At 56.5% G+C, this 16,958-nt stretch carries 14 protein-coding genes; 5 read left to right on the plus strand and 9 right to left on the minus strand.

What is annotated here, in order from left to right:
• The first annotated feature begins 4 nt into the window (after positions 1-4).
• The 5 genes from ABJF76_RS14590 to ABJF76_RS14610 are packed head-to-tail and all read left to right on the plus strand — an operon-like array spanning position 5 to position 7,499.
• Positions 5-1,639, plus strand: a complete 1,635-nt coding sequence (locus ABJF76_RS14590) for a NosD domain-containing protein (protein ID WP_413820827.1) — start codon at positions 5-7, stop codon at positions 1,637-1,639.
• On the plus strand, positions 1,639-2,424 hold the full coding sequence (locus ABJF76_RS14595; protein ID WP_413820828.1) for a hypothetical protein: 786 nt from the start codon (positions 1,639-1,641) through the stop codon (positions 2,422-2,424). The genes ABJF76_RS14590 and ABJF76_RS14595 overlap by 1 nt, the downstream gene beginning before the upstream one ends.
• A gap of 42 nt (positions 2,425-2,466) precedes the next feature.
• A complete protein-coding gene (locus ABJF76_RS14600; protein WP_413820829.1) occupies positions 2,467-3,753 on the plus strand; it encodes an alginate O-acetyltransferase AlgX-related protein in 1,287 nt (428 codons plus the stop codon).
• 13 nt (positions 3,754-3,766) lie between these two features.
• The gene (locus ABJF76_RS14605; RefSeq protein WP_413820830.1) at positions 3,767-6,505 is read left to right on the plus strand and encodes a tetratricopeptide repeat protein; all 2,739 of its coding nucleotides are present in this window, start codon (positions 3,767-3,769) and stop codon (positions 6,503-6,505) included.
• 1 nt (position 6,506) lies between these two features.
• Positions 6,507-7,499 (plus strand): alginate lyase family protein, encoded by a 993-nt coding sequence (locus tag ABJF76_RS14610; RefSeq protein WP_413820831.1) that lies wholly within the window; start codon positions 6,507-6,509, stop codon positions 7,497-7,499.
• Between the two features lie 202 nt (positions 7,500-7,701).
• Here the strand turns inward: ABJF76_RS14610 and ABJF76_RS14615 are convergent, their stop codons facing one another.
• The 9 genes from ABJF76_RS14615 to ABJF76_RS14655 all read right to left on the minus strand — a co-directional run bounded on the left by ABJF76_RS14615 (position 7,702) and on the right by ABJF76_RS14655 (position 16,880).
• Positions 7,702-8,481, minus strand: coding sequence for a hypothetical protein (locus ABJF76_RS14615; protein WP_413820832.1), 780 nt, complete (start codon positions 8,479-8,481; stop codon positions 7,702-7,704).
• Between the two features lie 142 nt (positions 8,482-8,623).
• The gene (locus tag ABJF76_RS14620; RefSeq protein ID WP_413820833.1) at positions 8,624-9,556 is read right to left on the minus strand and encodes an RDD family protein; all 933 of its coding nucleotides are present in this window, start codon (positions 9,554-9,556) and stop codon (positions 8,624-8,626) included.
• The gene (locus ABJF76_RS14625; protein WP_413820834.1) at positions 9,553-10,554 is read right to left on the minus strand and encodes a stage II sporulation protein M; all 1,002 of its coding nucleotides are present in this window, start codon (positions 10,552-10,554) and stop codon (positions 9,553-9,555) included. The genes ABJF76_RS14620 and ABJF76_RS14625 overlap by 4 nt, the downstream gene beginning before the upstream one ends.
• Positions 10,554-11,828: a DUF58 domain-containing protein gene (locus tag ABJF76_RS14630; RefSeq protein ID WP_413820835.1), complete on the minus strand. Its 1,275-nt coding sequence runs from the start codon at positions 11,826-11,828 to the stop codon at positions 10,554-10,556. The genes ABJF76_RS14625 and ABJF76_RS14630 overlap by 1 nt, the downstream gene beginning before the upstream one ends.
• Before the next feature lie 20 nt (positions 11,829-11,848).
• The gene (locus ABJF76_RS14635; RefSeq protein ID WP_413820836.1) at positions 11,849-12,805 is read right to left on the minus strand and encodes an AAA family ATPase; all 957 of its coding nucleotides are present in this window, start codon (positions 12,803-12,805) and stop codon (positions 11,849-11,851) included.
• On the minus strand, positions 12,795-14,105 hold the full coding sequence (locus ABJF76_RS14640; RefSeq protein ID WP_413820837.1) for a hypothetical protein: 1,311 nt from the start codon (positions 14,103-14,105) through the stop codon (positions 12,795-12,797). Before ABJF76_RS14640 ends, ABJF76_RS14635 begins: the two co-directional genes overlap by 11 nt.
• The gene (locus ABJF76_RS14645; RefSeq protein ID WP_413820838.1) at positions 14,102-14,770 is read right to left on the minus strand and encodes a DUF4129 domain-containing protein; all 669 of its coding nucleotides are present in this window, start codon (positions 14,768-14,770) and stop codon (positions 14,102-14,104) included. Before ABJF76_RS14645 ends, ABJF76_RS14640 begins: the two co-directional genes overlap by 4 nt.
• A 204-nt stretch (positions 14,771-14,974) precedes the next feature.
• Positions 14,975-15,874 carry a NaeI family type II restriction endonuclease gene (locus tag ABJF76_RS14650; protein WP_413820839.1) on the minus strand — a complete coding sequence of 300 codons (900 nt, stop codon included), beginning with the start codon at positions 15,872-15,874 and terminating at the stop codon, positions 14,975-14,977.
• A 49-nt stretch (positions 15,875-15,923) separates the two neighbouring features.
• A complete protein-coding gene (locus ABJF76_RS14655) occupies positions 15,924-16,880 on the minus strand; it encodes a DNA cytosine methyltransferase (protein WP_413820840.1) in 957 nt (318 codons plus the stop codon).
• Between the last annotated feature and the right edge of the window lie 78 nt (positions 16,881-16,958).

A 16,958-nucleotide genomic window follows, 5' to 3' on the forward strand; every position in this document is an offset into this window, starting at 1 on the left:
GGGAATGTCCCATAGTTTACGCAGTTTATTGACTGCTATTGTGGTGGCAGTGACACCGCACACCGCGCTTGGGGATCCCAGCGCGGTGAACCTGTCTGAAATGCGTGCGACCCTTAATCAGATCAATGCCGAACTTGGCGATGATGTGAAAACCCCTGTCGACGTCGCGGCCCTATGGACGCGGCTTGGCCGTGGGGCGGGCGTTCTGGATCAGGCCAAAGCCGTGACACCACTGGCAGCACAGACCACACCGCCGGCTGTCAATGGTAGCCTGTTTGGCGCTGGGCGGTCTCAGGATGCGGAACCAAAGGACGCGGTTACACCTGCGCCGATTGGGCTTCTTAGCCCCCTGCTTGGGACACATGTTGCAACGCCGTTGCGCGGTGTGCCGCAGGACGTCGGCACGACAAATTTCCGTCTGATGCTGGCAAGTTTGGCCCAAACCTATACCGGCAAGAATAATACGGCTGTGGTCAATGCGCAGGGCGCGCGCGGACCTGTTGCACTGTCGATCCAGTCTGGCACAGTTACTTTGGCTGATATTCAAGCCTATTCTGCGGCTCAAGGCATGCCGCCCTTGGCGGATGGTACGATGACGATGCCGGTGGTGATCTGGCCTGACGCAACCCTACGCCTTGATCAAGGCGAGCGGCTGGCGTTGGCGCGCGATGCTGGGGCTTTTGTGTTGGCGATGGGCACATTGATCGTTGATCGCGCTTTGATCGAAGCGGTTGGCCCTGAAAACCAGCATACGCCCAGTTTTAACCCATTTGTGAGCGTCATCGGTGGCGGTTCGTTGAAGATGACAGGGGCAATTTTGCGTGATCTTGGCTTTGGTCAGACGCCCAAGTTTAGCGGCTTGTCGGTTGCGGGCAATCTGTTGAACCAAACACGCGGTACGGTCACGATCCGCGACTCGTTGTTTGACAACCTTAAAGGGGTTCAGATCGCAGGCATGTCCGGTGCGGAAATCACTGGCAACACATTCGGGCATCTCAAGGATGCGGCCGTAACGCTGACGATGGCGCCGGGATCATCGGTGGCAGGAAACCTGTTTTACGGCACTGCACGGACCAATGCGATCCGTGTCACGGCGGGCTCGGGCCACAGTCAGATTGATCGAAACTTGTTTTTGGACGGCGAACGCGTTGCCGTTTTGGTGGATGGCCAATCTGACAACGTGCGTGTGCGCGACAACGTTGTGTGGCGTCGCGACGGCGGAGGCATCAAATTTTCGCGTACACAGTGCGGATTGGTCGCTGGGAATGTGATCCTTGATAACCGGCAAAAGGGCATTGAGGTGCGGCGCAGTGACGGGACTGTATTGCGCGACAACCTGATCGCAGGCAATTCTAGCGCGGGCATTTGGGTGTCGGCGCAAGCCAGACAGGCGCGCACGGCTTTGAATGGCAACATTTTAAACGCCAATGGTGCCGGTCTTTCCACAGCGACAAGCGCGGAAATACTGTTGGATAACAATGACTTTTCTCGCCAACTGCCGAAATTGTTGGATGGGGACGTAGGCCGCCTAACTCATAAGATGGTGGCTGATTTGCGTGGGAGCGTCCCATTGCGCTTCAAAGACGGTCAGGCCGAACATGTATCAACAGATGCGACGCTGTGCGGGGGGGCCTGGTAATGCGGCGCGTTGCTGTGGCTTTGATTTCGCTGTTGAGTACGGTGTTTGGGCTGCCTGCTTTGGCACAAACGCAAACCTCGCCCATCATTCCCAATCTGATTGCGCCAGACGCCTCAACAAATTTAGTCTCAGTCACTGTCGATCGTGGCCTGACCAGTGCCAAGCAACTGCGCAGTGCAGATTTGCGCCGGTTACGCACCAGATTCCACGAAGGTGGGGATGTTTCCAGCAGTGAACTGCGGGCTTTGGCCAACGCAGGGGATGGGTTAGCGGCCCAGCGGTATGTGCGAATTTTGCAGACCAATGATGGTGCCAATGCTTCGGATATTGCGTTCTTTTCTGCAATTGCTGTTGGGACAGGGCGGATTTGGACCATGGGTCCGATGATCGAGGCCATGCACCTATTGGACCCAGCCACAGAACCAAGCGATCGGGTTCGCAAATATATCAGCGTGTTGTATCCTCATGCTTGGGCGGGGAATGCCCGCGCGCTCGAAGCTGTGGTGGCCTTTAACGGTGAGGGTCGTCTGTTTGGACCATTGTCACAAAACACGCGCGACAGAATTTCGACCGAGCTTCAGAAAACGGGCGACGGGCGTATTGAGCTGGGAATTGCTATGGGGTTGTTGGAACGAATAGCAGCCTCGGAAAATCCGGAACCGGACCTTCAGGAACAGGCACGCGACTTGCTTGAACGGGCGGGTGGATCAGGGCACCTTGCCGTGGCCACAACTGCACAAAACCTGCTGCGTCTGATAGATACACCAAAGGTCGACGGCGGCTAAGGCATTCGATTGAAAATAACCGGACAGCAGCGGGGGCTTGCAATGACACCGGAGATCAAATCAGCAGTCAAAGGCGCACTGCAATTTGTGTGCGCTGGCAGCGTAGCTCTTATCACGAGCCTTGCAGCAAGCGGGGCACAGGCGCAGTCGGCCTATGGCTGTCGCGCCCTTGAAACCCATTCCGCGCTTGCGGCCGTCGAAGGTAAAAGTGGTACGTTTTTTGCCATCCGCCCAGAATTGCAAAGCCACCACGGCCTAGGCGATGCAACGATCGATCACCTGTCCAAGTTGACCGAAGTGTTGCGAAGCCGTGGCACAACGCTGGTGTTGATGCCTGTGCCAACACGGGCGCAGGTCTTGTCGCATTTGCTGCCGCCGATGGCGACCCATCTGGGCTTTGATGCAGATGCCGCGACTGCGGTGCATTTAGGCATGATTGCGCGGCTTCAGGCCGCTGGGGTGAATGTCGCTGATGCGCGTGCCGATCTGCGCCGTGCCAGTCTAAACGGAACCCCGGTCTACTTTGGGACAGACACCCGGCCAACAAATACCGGCGTGCGCCTGCTGGCCAAAAGCGTGGGCGCGGTTCTTGAGGATCATCCCGACCTGAGTGATACCACGCGGGCAACGTTTGTGTCTGCGCCGGGTAAGGTCATTGCATTGACGTCAGATATGCGGGCCCAATTACAAAGCGGGTGCCAATCCGAATTGCCAGCGGTGCGCGTGCAAACCCAAACGATCACCCGTGCAGGGGATGTCGCAACCGAACCTCTTGTGGTGGTCGGTACTGATATCACGTCCACCGACGCCCTGAACATGACAGGTTTCCTAAGCCAATCCACCGGGCTTGACGCTGTCGGGTATGGGGTGCCGGGCGGTGGCGTGTTCGCAGCGATGTCTTCCTATCTGACCTCAACGGCGTTTCAGGACACGCCGCCGCGCGTTCTGGTGTGGGAATGGCCAGTGAGCGCCCCGTTTGCCGATAGGGGTCATCAGCCGATGCGCGAACTGATCGCCGCGGCAAGCACCGCATGTTCCACAGTATTGCCAATGGTGGATGCCCGTGCAGACCTGACGGGGCTGACCATCAATGCCGACACTGCGCTTGCGTTTGATGCGGACGGTGCCGCACTTTCGTTTGTGCGGTTTCACTTCACAGATGCGGCAGGATTGGTGCGGACGCGCAGTATCTACCGCCACGCAGACCAATCTTTGACGGGGCGGTTTTATCTGTCGCTTTCGGGTCTGGATACGCAATCCCTTGCCTCGGTCCAGATCGAAGCGCCAACCGCCTTGGGTGCGCAACCGCGCCTGAACGCCTGTTTCTAGAAAGGACCGCCAGATGTTTCGCCCCCTGATCTTGACCGCGGCCCTAGCCTTTGCGCCGGTGATTTCGCAGGCGCAGGCCAACACCCGGCTAAGCCTTGATTTTTTGCCCCCTATGCTTGAGCCGCAGGATGTGTGTTTTGCAGCACCGGCCACGGCGGGTCCTGATGACTTGTCCGTCGGTGGTTCCACCCAAGAATTGAGCGACGAAGACCGCATCGGCTACCTCCGCCGCGACATTCGCACCTACACAAACGAAGACGCCAACGGGTTTTACCCCTTTATCGAAGCGTTGATTGCGCGCCGAACCCAGATCGATGAAACCTTTACCGAGGTCGACGCGATCTTTGCGCGGATCGAGCTGATGTTACGGGCGGGGCGAACCGATCAACTGGTCAGCGAAGGGTTGGTCAATTCCTTGCGCGACCGCGTCGATGATTTGGACAACGGCCAACAAATGGCACTGGCTAGACACTTTTCTGACGGCACAGGGGTCGTTGCAGACCAAGCCTTTGCCCAAGAATTGATCCGCGAGGCGGCCTACGGCGGTAATGCAACTGCTCTTTTGAACATCGCGCGCCTTGCGCAAGAAGGGGTCTTGATCGAGGGCTGGGATGCGCCGTTGGATTTGACGATCACCATGGCATTTGGTGGCATCTTGGGCGCGTTGGACAGCGGTGTCTGCGCGCGCGCGGAACGGATCGCACAGGAATACATCAAGGGCGATCTTGTTGCACCCAATCCGGCGCTTGCCTTGGCGTGGTTTCGTTTTGCTGCTGATATGGGCGGGGCAGAGGCCGCTTGGAAAGTGGTGGAATTTCACCTGAACGGAGACTCCGAAACCTCAAACAATGTCGAACTCCGCCGGTACTTAGAACAAGCTGTGCGCCTTGGTGTTGCCATTGATGAGGTCGCGACCGAAGCTTTGGTGTCTTCGGGTGCTGTTTTGCGAGATGAGCTGACACGTATCCTTGGGTTCAATTACCCCCAAGACCAGCGTCGCACGCGGTCTGCGATTGGTCCATTTTTGCAGTTGGCCGTCAACATCGATGCCACCGAAGCCAACGAAGGCGGGTTGTTGCTGCAGTATTTGGGCGAAATCGTTCAGATGCCCGAAGCCCCGGGTCGCATTTTTAACCGCCTTGCGGGCGAAGTTCTGGTGCGTAAAGGGCGTTGGGCGGGTGAAGCCGACGCGCTAACTCTTCTCGAAGAAGCGACGGCGCGTGGTGACGGTCCGGGACAACGCCGCCTGGCACGAATGTTGGTGCGGTATCGGGATGACCCGGCCCAAATCGCGCGGGCCGATAGTTTGTTGTCTGACGTCGTGTCGCGTTTTGCGATGCCGGACGCATTGCGCGATCTCGATACGCTTTACCGTTGTCAGGTGAACGATGCGCCGCGTTTGGATATCGCCGACCCATGGGCAAGGGCCTATGCTGCATCGGGGCGGGCAAATGTTCAGGTGTCTGCGACGGACTTGTTGGCCTTGTCGCCAGATCGCGCACCCGAAACAATCGCACAAATCCAATCGCTTGCCTTAGGGAACCGCGCCCAGATGGTCGCATCTCATGCGCACCGTGTGCAGTCTGATCCTTTCGCGGCAGAGGCGGCCTTGCGGTATTGGGCTGGCGTTGTGAACCAATCGGATCAAACACTAGAAGCGTTTGCCGAGCTGGAATTCGAATTGGCCACCACCCCGGCGCAGCGGGATCTGGCGATTGAATTTTTCCGCCGTGTCTATTTGAATAATGGGGTGACGACGGCATTGGATTTGGCGATTGCGCTGGTGGAATACGATGCCCGCGACCCCAAGGTCGCCGCCGAGATCGTGAATTTGCTGACTATGGCAGGCAATCGTGGGGAAGGGGCGGCGATCCGATTGCTGTCCCGATTGCAGGCTGACACACGATCCGAAGCGGCAGTGTTTGCCGAATTTGCGGATAAGATCGAAGCGCGTGGCGACTTTTTGGCGCTCATGTTTGCGATCCCTCATATCAAGGCCGAAAAGATCGATGACTACATTGATCGTGCCGTGTCGTTGATGAGTTGTGGGACAAAGGACGCAGCCGAGTTGGGCGACGCCTACGCCATCCGCGGTGATGATCAAATGAGCCACCACTGGCGCGAGGTCGGTTTGCACTTTGACGGCGGCCATGTGTTGTCAAAACTGCGCTTAACCAACTTACAAATGCGATCATTTGACGGTGGGGTTGCACCTGACCCGGTGGCTCGTGCCACGCTGGCGCTGGCAGAAGGCGACCGGGGCGCTTTAGTGCGTTTGATCCGGCTGACTTCCAATGCCGAACTGCCGACATATGACGCCGAAGCGGCGGTCGGGCATCTCGTGACGGCACTGCAAACCAGCACGGCTGATGCCGCGGCACCTTTGGCCGCGCTTTACCGTGCAGCACCCGAAGAAATTCGACGCGACGTCGATCTGCGCATTGATATTGCCACTGTCCTGCAACAAGGGGCAGAATTCGGCGATGCGGCCTCGGCTTTTGAACTTGGCATGTTGTTGCGTACCACAGCCACGGACGCAGCCGGGTTGGCACAATCGCTGGTCTGGCTTGAGGCCGCTGCCGCCAAAGGCCACAGGGATGCGATGTTTGAAGCAGGCTATGCGCTTGGCTTTGGGCTTGGTCATGTGCCGGACGCAGTGGCGGCCATTGCGTGGCTGGACCAAGCCGATACGGTGGGCCATCCGCGTGCGGCTGCATTGGCGCAAACCTTGCGTATCAAGGGTGGCTTGTAACATGCGCCCTTGGATTGCGGCGCTTGCATTTTGCACCCCATTGCCTGCAATCGCGGCCTGTGACGTGGTGCCAGACCCTGTTATCAGCCTTAGCTTTGACAGTCGCTATGCGGCCGATGATCCGTCCCGCAGTGAAATCGACATTGAGGCCGAAGCTGCGGCGAAAGAGGCGCTTGCTGACCTCGATGATTTTATAACTTACCTGACCACACGCACAGACGCCGCTGTTGGTGCAGGTGATCGTGACGCCGCCAATTGCGTCATGGCGGCATTGGCCACATGGGCGCGGGCCGACGCTTTGTCTGACTTGGGCAGTCAAACCGCACAGTTGACCATTGGATCACGCCTTGCTGCGTTGGCTTTAGTTGCGGCGCAAGTGGCACCGGCTGCACCTGTCGGCGATACCAGCGTTGTATCGGCTTGGTTGGGTCGGCGCATGGACAGTCAAATGACGTTTTGGGAAACGGCCTCGGATGGGGCGGCGTCTGGCAATCTGCGCGCTTGGGCCGCTTTGGCGGGCGCGGCGACGTCTTTGTTGACCCAAGACCCTGTTACCCTTGGATGGGCCGGTTGGTCGCTTGGTTATGTGGCGTGCACAGCATCCCAAGACGGAAGTTTGCCGCAAGAAATGCAACGAAAGCAGCTTGCATTGCACTATCAGGTGCACGCGGTGACGCCGATGGTGGTCGCAGCGGCCCTGCTTGAACAACAAGGTGTTCCGGTCATGAACCGGTGCGGAAGAGCGCTGGATAGAATTGTCGATTTCACATTGAAAGACCTCGCTGCCGGGGGCGTGGCCAGCGCCGCTTATGCCGGGGCACCACAAACGCTGGACGCAGGCGTTGAGGGGTTGAAGGACTTTCAACTGGCATGGGCGGAATCGTGGTTAAGCCTGCGTGCGAACCCCGAGTTGGAAGCCCTTGTCGCGCCGCGTAGACCGCTGCGGTATTCTAAGCTGGGTGGAAATCAAACCCGCCTTTGGAATGCGCGCTGAAGGTAATTTCGCTGGGGGGGCATGTGCCCGACAGATTGCTCTTTCGCCAATCGAAATTGCTTTGACAGGGTCACAAATTTTGGGTGTTTTGCAATTCGGGCCAATAAGTCCGGCCCTGAAATATCCCACGGGGCAATCAAAAACGTATCGCCCGATTGGGTAGAATGGGCCGTATTATTTCAAACACGGCCCAAATTGTACGTTACTCAAAGACGGACGCGATTTGATCGACGTCGACGCCTTCTTTGATTTCACGCAGGCGCGCATACACTAAAGCCACGGCAATGCCGCCCAGTGCATAGGCCAGCCCTGTGATCATGGCCAAACCAACTCCGGCAATAAATTGCCCGCCGACGGCCGCGATGACCCCAACCAGAAATGTGCCAATGAGCTGCAAAATCATCGTAACAATCAAAACCAGAATAAAAAGGCCAACGATCGGCCAGCGGTATTCTTTGGTCAAATTTGCGCTGCGTCCCATTGAGCCAAAGCCGCCACGTTCAATGACAGCGACCGGTGCGGTAACGTAAAAAACCGCATAGACCCATAGCGCACCAATCAACAAAGCAATTGCGCCGATAGCTGACAAGATACCAATGACAATACTAAGTATTGCGATGGGCAAAACTGCGGGTAAAGCGGACTTGAAGTAAGTGCTAAGGCTGTTTTGACGCCCCAATTTTGCATCATAAGCCAGCTGGATAAGCAACGCGGTAATCAGGCCGTAAATGGCCATGTTGATTATGATTGAACCAAGCGATCCCAAAAGGATTGTCGCTGTGTCGCCGTTAAGATTTTGGTCCGATCCTGTTGCGGCATCAAAGCCTAAAAAAAGGAAATTGATGACGAAACCCAAAAAAGCGCCAGCAAAACCCAGCAAAAAGACCTTGCCGAAATTCCCGAACATGATGGAAAAACTGTCGGATATGATCGCGCCGACGCCGAGTGGTGCCTTCGCAGCTTGAGCTGAAGTATCTGTCATCGATTTTTGTCCCTGTTTTATCGTATTTTGGTTTCTTTGCTGGTCTATTCATTACATGCAAAGTTGCGATTGAATGAACCTTATGGCCGGCACTGTTTCAAGTTATTTTAAAGAGTAGCTTTTGATTGTAACCTATTGCCCACTATTTTGCTTCGTCATTGGCCGCAAAATGCTTGTCACTGCGTCTGTCCCCGAACAGTTGGCGTTGTTCAAGATAAGCGCGCTGGGCATTATAAAAGGCTTGTAAGAAAGGCAGATGATCGACCTTTGAAATCGCCTCGGCATAGCCGATTTTCTTGCGGATTCGTTCGACGATAGCAGCAAGCGTTTGGGTGTTGCTTTGATGGTTTTGGCGGGTCGTCCCTTTTTCTTGCGCCCGCAAAAAGCTCTCGAGTGTTTGCAGCTCAAAGCGACCGTAGTGGTCTAGCTGATGGGACAAAAACGCAAACCCCGTTTGATCCGTCGCAACAGGTGCCGGGTTTTCGCGTGCGAGGTCTGACAGCAGGATCGGATGGGGCAGATGCACCACATGCGTGCCCGCAAGCATATCGCCCAAGCGCATGCGATGCGGGTTTGTCAGCGGGATCGCGAAGGCCATCATAACCCAGATGAAACTGATCCAAGACGCAATGCTGTTGTCTTGCTGAAGGGTCAGAACAAGTGTGCCCGGCAGGAAAACCTCGGCCTCTTTCATGATGTTGCGCAGCACCAGCGCGTGTGTCGTCAGTGACCCGCCCGTATGCGAGACGACTTTTATTTTCATCAACCTTTTGCCGATGGTCTGACCATTCCAGGCAAGTTCGGAAAGAATGTAATAGGGAATGCGGATCGCAAAAAACAGCAACGACCCCAAAGCCAAAATAGTCGACGTCCCGATAGCGCCGCTGACGCTCAGTATGATCAGGATCGATCCCGCAAAGCCCAGCGTAATCAGAACGTCGGTGATTTGCGCCACCATTCGCACGCCGACGCCTGCGATGTCTAATCTAAGCGGTACGCCTTCGGGGGGCATAATCTGGGCTGCGGCCTCATGGCGTGACTGACGGCGTTGCTTTAGGGTGCTGGTCTTGTTCATGATGCGCGCCGTCCCACCATTGAAAACCAAGCCAGCCACAAAACCCCAACACCCCAACCAATTACGTAGCGCGTGGTTCTATCTTGCACCAATTGGCGTCCGAACCCTTCCAACAAGGCGGCGGCGACAAGCATAAGTGCGGCCACAATGGCCAGTTTGACGGCATCACGGCCCGCCAATCGCAACGCTTCTTTGCGGCTGTTTTGACCGGGAAACAGAACCGCAAACCCAAGCTGCATGCCACCACCGCAGGCGATGCAAATCGCCGACAATTCGGTCACGCCATGGATCGACAACCAGCCGCCCAAATCCCAGCCCAAACCGCGTTCCACATGCAACGCATAGAACGCACCAAGGATTAGCCCGTTGTAAAACGTCAAAAGCACGGCGGGCAGGCAGGCAAAAACCCCTAAGCCAAAGACAAAAATCGCGATCCGCGTATTGTGGGAAAACAGGTAGGTGGCGAAACTGCCCAACCCATCCGCGCTTGGGTCTGCTTCGTAAAGGAAGCCGCGCAAAAATTCGGTCGATGCATCGGGCCCGCGCCCATCGCCAAGCCCCGGCGGCATAAAGACATAGAACCAGTCGGCATTCTCAAGATACAGCATGAACCCAACCAAAGCGCCCAGACCCATGCACAAGAAACCAAGTGCGATATATCCCGCAGATCGGCGCATGGCCTGTGGCGCACTGCGTGTAAAGAAACGGCCAAATACCCCGCCCAATTGTTCTTGGGGCGCGTAAACGCTTAAATATGCGCGCGCGGCCAGCGCTTCGAGGTAATTTAACAGCGCCTTATCGAGAGAGATTTCTCGCGCGATAGCCAGCGATGTTGTGGCTTGGCGATAAAGTGCAGCAAGGTCACGCGCTTCGGAAAATTCCAACGATTGCGCGCCGCCGCGTTCGGCTTTGGTGACCAAGGTCTCAAGCCGTGTCCAATCGGCCTCGCGTTCGTGACGAAACCGGGCAGAGCGCATGAGGGTGGCAGTATCAACCATCAGAGCAGTTCCCGATCTTTGATATCAAGATAGGCCGAAACCAGCCGCGCCGTTACTTGCGTTGGCTTGGCATCGATCACGGTCACGCCCAGCCGGTTGAGCCGTTCCAGCACCACGCGGCGTTCCGATATGGATTGATTGGCCGCGACCAATGTTGCGACTCCAGACAGGTTTTCTGATGGGTCATCAAGGATGCCTTCGACCTCGGGATCGCGGATGGCAATGAAGATGATCAGGTGCCGTTTTGCCAAGATACCGATGTTTTCGATCATCAACTCGGCCGAGGTGGTGTCGACGAAATCGGTGAAGATGACGATGAGGCTGCGCTTTGGGGTGCGCGCGTTAAGCTCGGTCAACGCAAGCGTGTGATTGCTTTCGCGGCTGACGTAATCCAATTCGGCGGCCCAGCTGCGCAGCCGCACAAAAGCGGCGCGTCCGGGTTCGGGTTTGGCAAAGGTTCGCGGGCGCACATCATAGGCAAAGTGACCGACCAAATCCCCCCCAAGTGCGGCGGCCCATGCCAGTGAAAGCGCGGCTGTGACCGCATGATCGATTTTTGGCAGACCGCCAATTTCTTCGCGCATCAAAAATCCGTTGTCGATGGCAAGGATGACGTGGTGATTGCGTTCGGCCCGCAGTTCTTTGGCCACAAGGGACCGTTTGCGCGCTGAACGTTTCCAGTCGATGGATTTGACATCCATACCGGGCACAAAGTCGCGCAGTTGGTGAAATTCTGACCCGTCCCCGATGGCACGGTTTTCTTTTGACCCGAACAGCGTGCTTAGGACCGTTGTCGTCAGCGCACCTGATTGCACAGCGCGAATGTTCGGCACAACCCGGATTTCTACCCCAAGGGCGACTTTGGGTACGAATTCGAACAAGGTCAGGCGCGACGGCCAAAACAACCAGACGTGGGGCAGGGGCCAAACCCCGCGCCGCGTTGCGCGTACCGCCACATCAATCATGGCGTGCCCCGTGGGGTCTTGGGTAAAGGCGACCTCGTTTGGCCCATCAAGCCCTTCGGGCCAATCAAACCGGGCAAGCTGCCCGAGCCGGTTGGCGCCGTCTTGAATTGTTAGGGAAAACGTGTCGCCGACAAAGGCCTCAAGTGGTGCGGTATGTTGCAAAGGCACAGCCCGCCGGGTCGACACGATCAGGTCCGCCGCCGCGACGCAGGCCAAAATGGCCCACGGCAATATGGCCACGTCCTGAAAGGCACGGCTGAATGCCGACCCAAGTACGGTGAACACCAGCAAAGCCAAGGCGATCAGCAAGAATTTGCGCGAAGGACGTATCAGCGGGGGGCCTCGATCTGGTTCAGAATATTTTCAAGAACTTTGTCCGAAGATTGCCCCTCGATTTCGGCCGCAGGGCCAAGCACGACACGGTGACGCAATGCGGGCCCAAAAAGCCGTTTGACGTCATCAGGGATGGCAAAGTCCCGCCCGCTTAACGCCGCAGTCGCGCGTGTCGCCAAGGCCAATGCATCCGCCGCCCGCGTCGAGGCACCAAATGCGATATCTGACGTTTCGCGCGTGGCGCGGACCAGGCGCAAAATATAGGCCAGAATGTTCTCATCCAGAATGATGCCGTCAATCACCGCTCGCGCCTCGGCCAATGCGGCGGCATCCAAAACAGGTTCAACACCGTCCGTGGCACCGGCGGCGTTCACGGGTTTTGCGGCGTGTTGTTTCAAGATCGACATCTCGACGTCCTCGGGCGGGAAATCCAAGATCACTTTGAACAAAAACCGATCCAACTGCGCCTCTGGCAACGGATAGGTGCCTTGCTGCTCGATTGGGTTTTGCGTGGCCACAACGATAAAATTGTCGCCAAGGCTGTGATCATTGCCGTCAATCGAAACCGTCTGTTCGTTCATCGCTTGCAACAGGGCCGCTTGTGTTTTTGGCGGGGCACGGTTGATTTCATCCGCCAGAAGAACCTCGCTAAAGACAGGCCCTTTGGTCAGAATGAAGTCATTGGTTTGAAAATTGAAAATCGAGGTCCCCAAAACATCGCCGGGCATCAGATCAGGCGTGAACTGAATGCGGCCAAAGTCCAAAGACAAGGCCGATGCAAAGCTGCGCGCCAACAGTGTTTTTGCGGTGCCTGGCGGCCCTTCCATCAGCACATGGCCCCGCGCAAACAGGGCGATGATCAGCATATCGACCACGTCTTCTTGTCCAAGAACGGTTTTGCCGATTTCGGCGCGCAATTTGTCTGCTTGAGCGCGCAGCGTTTCAAGTGTCATGGGTGATTTGCTCCAGTATGCTGTCAAGGCTTGCGACCGCCGCCATGGCATGGGTGGCTGATGCGCTTGGTGGTAAAGCGCTGATTGTGTTGAGCGCCTTGGTTAAGGCGGGTGCGTGTTTGGGGTGGCGACGTTGGGTATAGGCCAGAAACGTGTCGGGGTGCGAAATGTGGTTGGCATGTGCCGTGCCCACAAGCGCTGTCGCAGTGGCCGCCAATCGCGCTTTGCCATAATCGGCGACCAACGCCCCATCGCGCCCTGCAAGGCGCATCAGGCGGGCGCGTGCGCCGATCGCCATCAGTTTGCTGGCTCCCAATCCACTTCCCGTTGCGATCAGCGGCCCAAAGCGCATGGCAGCGCGCCACAACACCAAGGCCACGGCAATCGCCAAACCCACCCACATCAAGGTGAAGGGCGGTTCAAGGAAACGCTTTAAGTCCGCCCATGTCCGTTCGCGCTGCGGCTCATCGGAATCGCGCGTCAGCCAACTTTTGCGACTGTAGTCGATTATGATCTGTTGATCGTTCGCCGTTTGGGCGATGAAATCGTTGATAATGAATGCGTTGTCCCCAAGGGTAAGGCCGTGATTGTTGATCAGGTCCGGATCGGACAGCACAAAAACCTTTGTACCGGATGGCAGTTCGCAGGCCCCAAGGATCATTGTTTTTGAGGTGCCCACAATGGGTTTGCACCCTTTGGCCGTGAACATTTGGGCGGCATAAACGGTTGCGGATAGGGGGTCTTGGGCTGTGGTTTGATAAGGGAACGTCGAAAAGGGCGTCCGCCCGTAGTCCAGCCGCACGTCATCTGTTTGCAACACCGCTTTCAACGTATCTTGGAGCCGCGTTTGTTCTGCCAACAGCAACGGATGCGCCAGCCCCGTTAGCCGCATTCCGCTGCGCCATTTCGGGAGAACAAGCAATGTTGGTACATCCGCGATCTTTGCTAAGATCGGAGCGGTGTCCAGATCGTATTCATCTTGCTGGGTGATCCAGTCTTCTTTGGATCGTGCCAAAGTGCGCGCTTCATCAAGGGCCGTGTCGTAAATCGGCAAAACCAGAAGCCCGACTTCGTCGATATTCAACGGCCAACTGCCGGAAAAGTTTCGCGCGGTTTGCCCTTCAGAAGCTAACCAGACCTGTAAGCCGTTCAAACCCGTAGGCGAGGTGCGCAGCTGTTGTTGGCGTTGCGAAGAGACATAAAAAAACGCACCTATCATTAAGATCGCCAAAGCCCCAAGGATAATTTTGTCGGCCCCAATCCGAGGGTGGGCGGCAGGCGTATGATCAAATTGGCTCATGACGGAGTGACGGCCCAAAGGGGCTTTAGACGGGTGATGTGATCATCAAATTCGCTTTCGGACACGTCTCGCCCGCCAAATTGCACTTTCTCGCTGGCGAAAACGAGCGCCTGCAAGGCCTCGCGTTGGGGCAGGCCTTGCGGCACGCGGCGCAGCGTGTCCCTGTCTGTCCAACTGTCTTGCAGCAAGACACCTTCGGCTGTCATCACGCGCGCCAGCAGGCTTTTGCACAAGGCAACAAGCGCTTGACGGCGGTCTTTCATCCGCAACACAGCATCGATGCTAAGGGGTATTTGTTCGCCGTTGGGTTTCGCACCGTTTAGGGTGCGCCCCGAGGTGGTGCCATCTTCGGGTTTGCGCGCGAAAGACACCGGCAAACGCCCACCAAACACGATGAATAGGTAGGCGATGCCAATCAATATGATGCTGGCGATCAGAATGGATATGGTCTTGCCTTCAGCGGACGGGACGTTGACGTCAAGCCCGTCATTGTCGACTGGGCTGTCGCGTTGCGCGGCTTGGTTCGTGTCAAACGGGGGCGGCGGTCGGGTCGGGTCAAAATACAAGACCTCGCGATCAATCCCGCGCAATCGGATGGCCTTGGTATAGGCCTCTCCGGAGCTTTTAAGTTCCAGTGCATCCAGTTCCACATGCTGTGCAGACACTGCTTGTGTCAGTCCAGCGAACAATATGGAACAGATAAAAAAGCACTTAGTAATCATATCTTTAGTTTAGCCATCGTGCCCGGTGCTGACAATAAGGCGCGTCCAAGTATTTCGCCACATGCGTGCTTTTTGCAGAAGCTCCACAACGTCATGGGTAGCACCCGGATGCATTTTGCAAAGGACTGCGATGCCCGGGCACGTGGGTCAGCTTGAGATCGCGTTCAAACTTAAAAGCGTTTGGCGGTCTTCTTCAGTTCGCGCGGTGATGGCCAGAAACGCGTCATTGGGAATTTCGGGTCGCCCAAGCGCGTGCAAAACCTTGCGCCCAAAAGACCCAGACAGCAATGCGATGCCTTCGGGTTCAAGCACACCGCGCGCGCCTTGGTTTTTGCGAAGACGTTTGAGCGGATCCAATTGATCATGCAGCAAGGCTTGGACCACTTCTCTGGGCACTACCTTATCGATGTTCGACCTGAAAAAATCGGCGGCACGCGTGGTTCCGGGCTGCACTTTGCGCAAACGGTTGAAATGCCCCATGTCAAAGTCGCGCCAGACAGAAGTGGGATAAGGCGCCCCTTCGACCAGCCATAGAATATTGCGAACGGCATCCGATTTCACGCCGCGCTTTCCGTCGCGATTGGGGGCGTTCAGGTAATCCATCCGCGCCAGCATGACGCCCATCCAACATGTGCTTTCTTGTTCTTTTGAGGTGATGACAAGGCAAGGATCAGCATCTGCGTAGGTTTCGGGCGGGATCATCCAACTGTTATCAAGAGTGTTTTTAATATCAACGTCTTGCCCGGCGATCACCAAGTCCCTCATTCCTTTGGGGGCACCCAAAAAGTCGCGGACATAGTGTTCAATTTTCAAGCCAACAAAGGTCTTTTCGACGTTGTCCAATTGGTGAAGCTCGGTGCGCCCTGTGCGCACAGGGTCCAGCACAAAATCGATGGCATCGCGGATCGCACCGGGGAATGCCTGATGGACATGATCGCCCCCGCCCGCAAGGGCCAAAACCCCGTCACGCACCTTGGCCAAGGCATCGTAATCTGGGTGACCGGGAATCACGTTTGAGGGCAACATACGCATGCGCCAAAGCTGCACCATCAGCCCCGAAAGGTGGAGTCACTGTTTGGCGGTCTGGCGATATGATTTAGGCGACAGCGTACAGTTTTCGCACTGAAAGGGCCGCGTTCAACTGCTTTCCGACGGCCTCTGCGACCGGTGGCGGAAAGGCATTGCCGACTTGGCGATATGCGTTGGTTTTTGCGCCTGTGAAATGCCAATCATCTGGGAACCCTTGGATCTTGGCCACCATGGGTACGGTCAGGCGCGGCATGCCTTCATGGTCCGGCATCGGCGCTTCGGGCGCAATTGTACGGCCCTCAACGCCAAGGGACGCCCACGCTTTGCGCGCGCGTGTCGGGCCAAGGTCGGGACCGCCGTGTTTCTTGCTGCCACCCACGATGGTCGGCGCGATTTCGTTCGCTTGCCCGGCCCACGCTTTGGCCCCCGGCCAGCCGTTTTCCTGCATCATAGGAAGCAGCGTTTCGCCCACCGTTTTGGGTTTGATCAACCCCGGTTTTGGCCATTCAAAATGTTCGACACGGTTTTCTTCGATGGCCATGATCACAACACGCGGCCGCAACTGAGAGACACCAAAATCAGACGCATTCAGCAGTTTGGCCTCGGAATAATATCCAAGTTTCTTCAGTTGAGCCTTAAGATGCATACGGTAATCTTCAAACACCGCATCCAGAAACCCCCGGACATTTTCGATCATCACGGCACGGGGGCGCATCACGTCGATGATGTCGATTGCGTCATCAAACAGGTTGCGTTCGTCGGCTTGACCCAATTGCTTGCCCGCTTTCGAAAACGGAGGACAGGGCAATCCCCCCGCTAGCAAGTCAACACCCTGATAGGTATGCGCGTCATTTTTAAAGATGCGCATGTCTTCTTCGCGTACGTTCCATTCGGGACGATTGTGGCGCAGCGTGTTGCAGCAATGCTTGTCAATTTCCACCAATGAGACATGCTTGAACTTCGCCCGTTCCAGCCCCAAAGCCTGGCCGCCCGCGCCTGCGCAAAGTTCGAGTGATGTCAGCATGTGGTGCGTCCTTTTGACTGCAATACAACAGTTTGGCTTTGGCTAAGCAACAGGATTAGCCGAACCCTTTGATGTTCA

The sequence above is a fragment of the Tateyamaria sp. genome, from assembly GCF_039940735.1.
Taxonomy (GTDB): Bacteria; Pseudomonadota; Alphaproteobacteria; order Rhodobacterales; family Rhodobacteraceae; genus Tateyamaria.

What these genes read in the sequence shown, in the direction of transcription:
- ABJF76_RS14590 (WP_413820827.1), top strand. Translation starts at nt 5, where the DNA reads ATGTCCCATAGTTTACGCAGTTTATTGACTGCTATTGTGGTGGCAGTG.
- ABJF76_RS14595 (WP_413820828.1), top strand. Translation starts at nt 1,639, where the DNA reads ATGCGGCGCGTTGCTGTGGCTTTGATTTCGCTGTTGAGTACGGTGTTT.
- ABJF76_RS14600 (WP_413820829.1), top strand. Translation starts at nt 2,467, where the DNA reads ATGACACCGGAGATCAAATCAGCAGTCAAAGGCGCACTGCAATTTGTG.
- ABJF76_RS14605 (WP_413820830.1), top strand. Translation starts at nt 3,767, where the DNA reads ATGTTTCGCCCCCTGATCTTGACCGCGGCCCTAGCCTTTGCGCCGGTG.
- ABJF76_RS14610 (WP_413820831.1), top strand. Translation starts at nt 6,507, where the DNA reads ATGCGCCCTTGGATTGCGGCGCTTGCATTTTGCACCCCATTGCCTGCA.
- ABJF76_RS14615 (WP_413820832.1), bottom strand. Translation starts at nt 8,481, where the DNA reads ATGACAGATACTTCAGCTCAAGCTGCGAAGGCACCACTCGGCGTCGGC.
- ABJF76_RS14620 (WP_413820833.1), bottom strand. Translation starts at nt 9,556, where the DNA reads ATGAACAAGACCAGCACCCTAAAGCAACGCCGTCAGTCACGCCATGAG.
- ABJF76_RS14625 (WP_413820834.1), bottom strand. Translation starts at nt 10,554, where the DNA reads ATGGTTGATACTGCCACCCTCATGCGCTCTGCCCGGTTTCGTCACGAA.
- ABJF76_RS14635 (WP_413820836.1), bottom strand. Translation starts at nt 12,805, where the DNA reads ATGACACTTGAAACGCTGCGCGCTCAAGCAGACAAATTGCGCGCCGAA.
- ABJF76_RS14640 (WP_413820837.1), bottom strand. Translation starts at nt 14,105, where the DNA reads ATGAGCCAATTTGATCATACGCCTGCCGCCCACCCTCGGATTGGGGCC.
- ABJF76_RS14655 (WP_413820840.1), bottom strand. Translation starts at nt 16,880, where the DNA reads ATGCTGACATCACTCGAACTTTGCGCAGGCGCGGGCGGCCAGGCTTTG.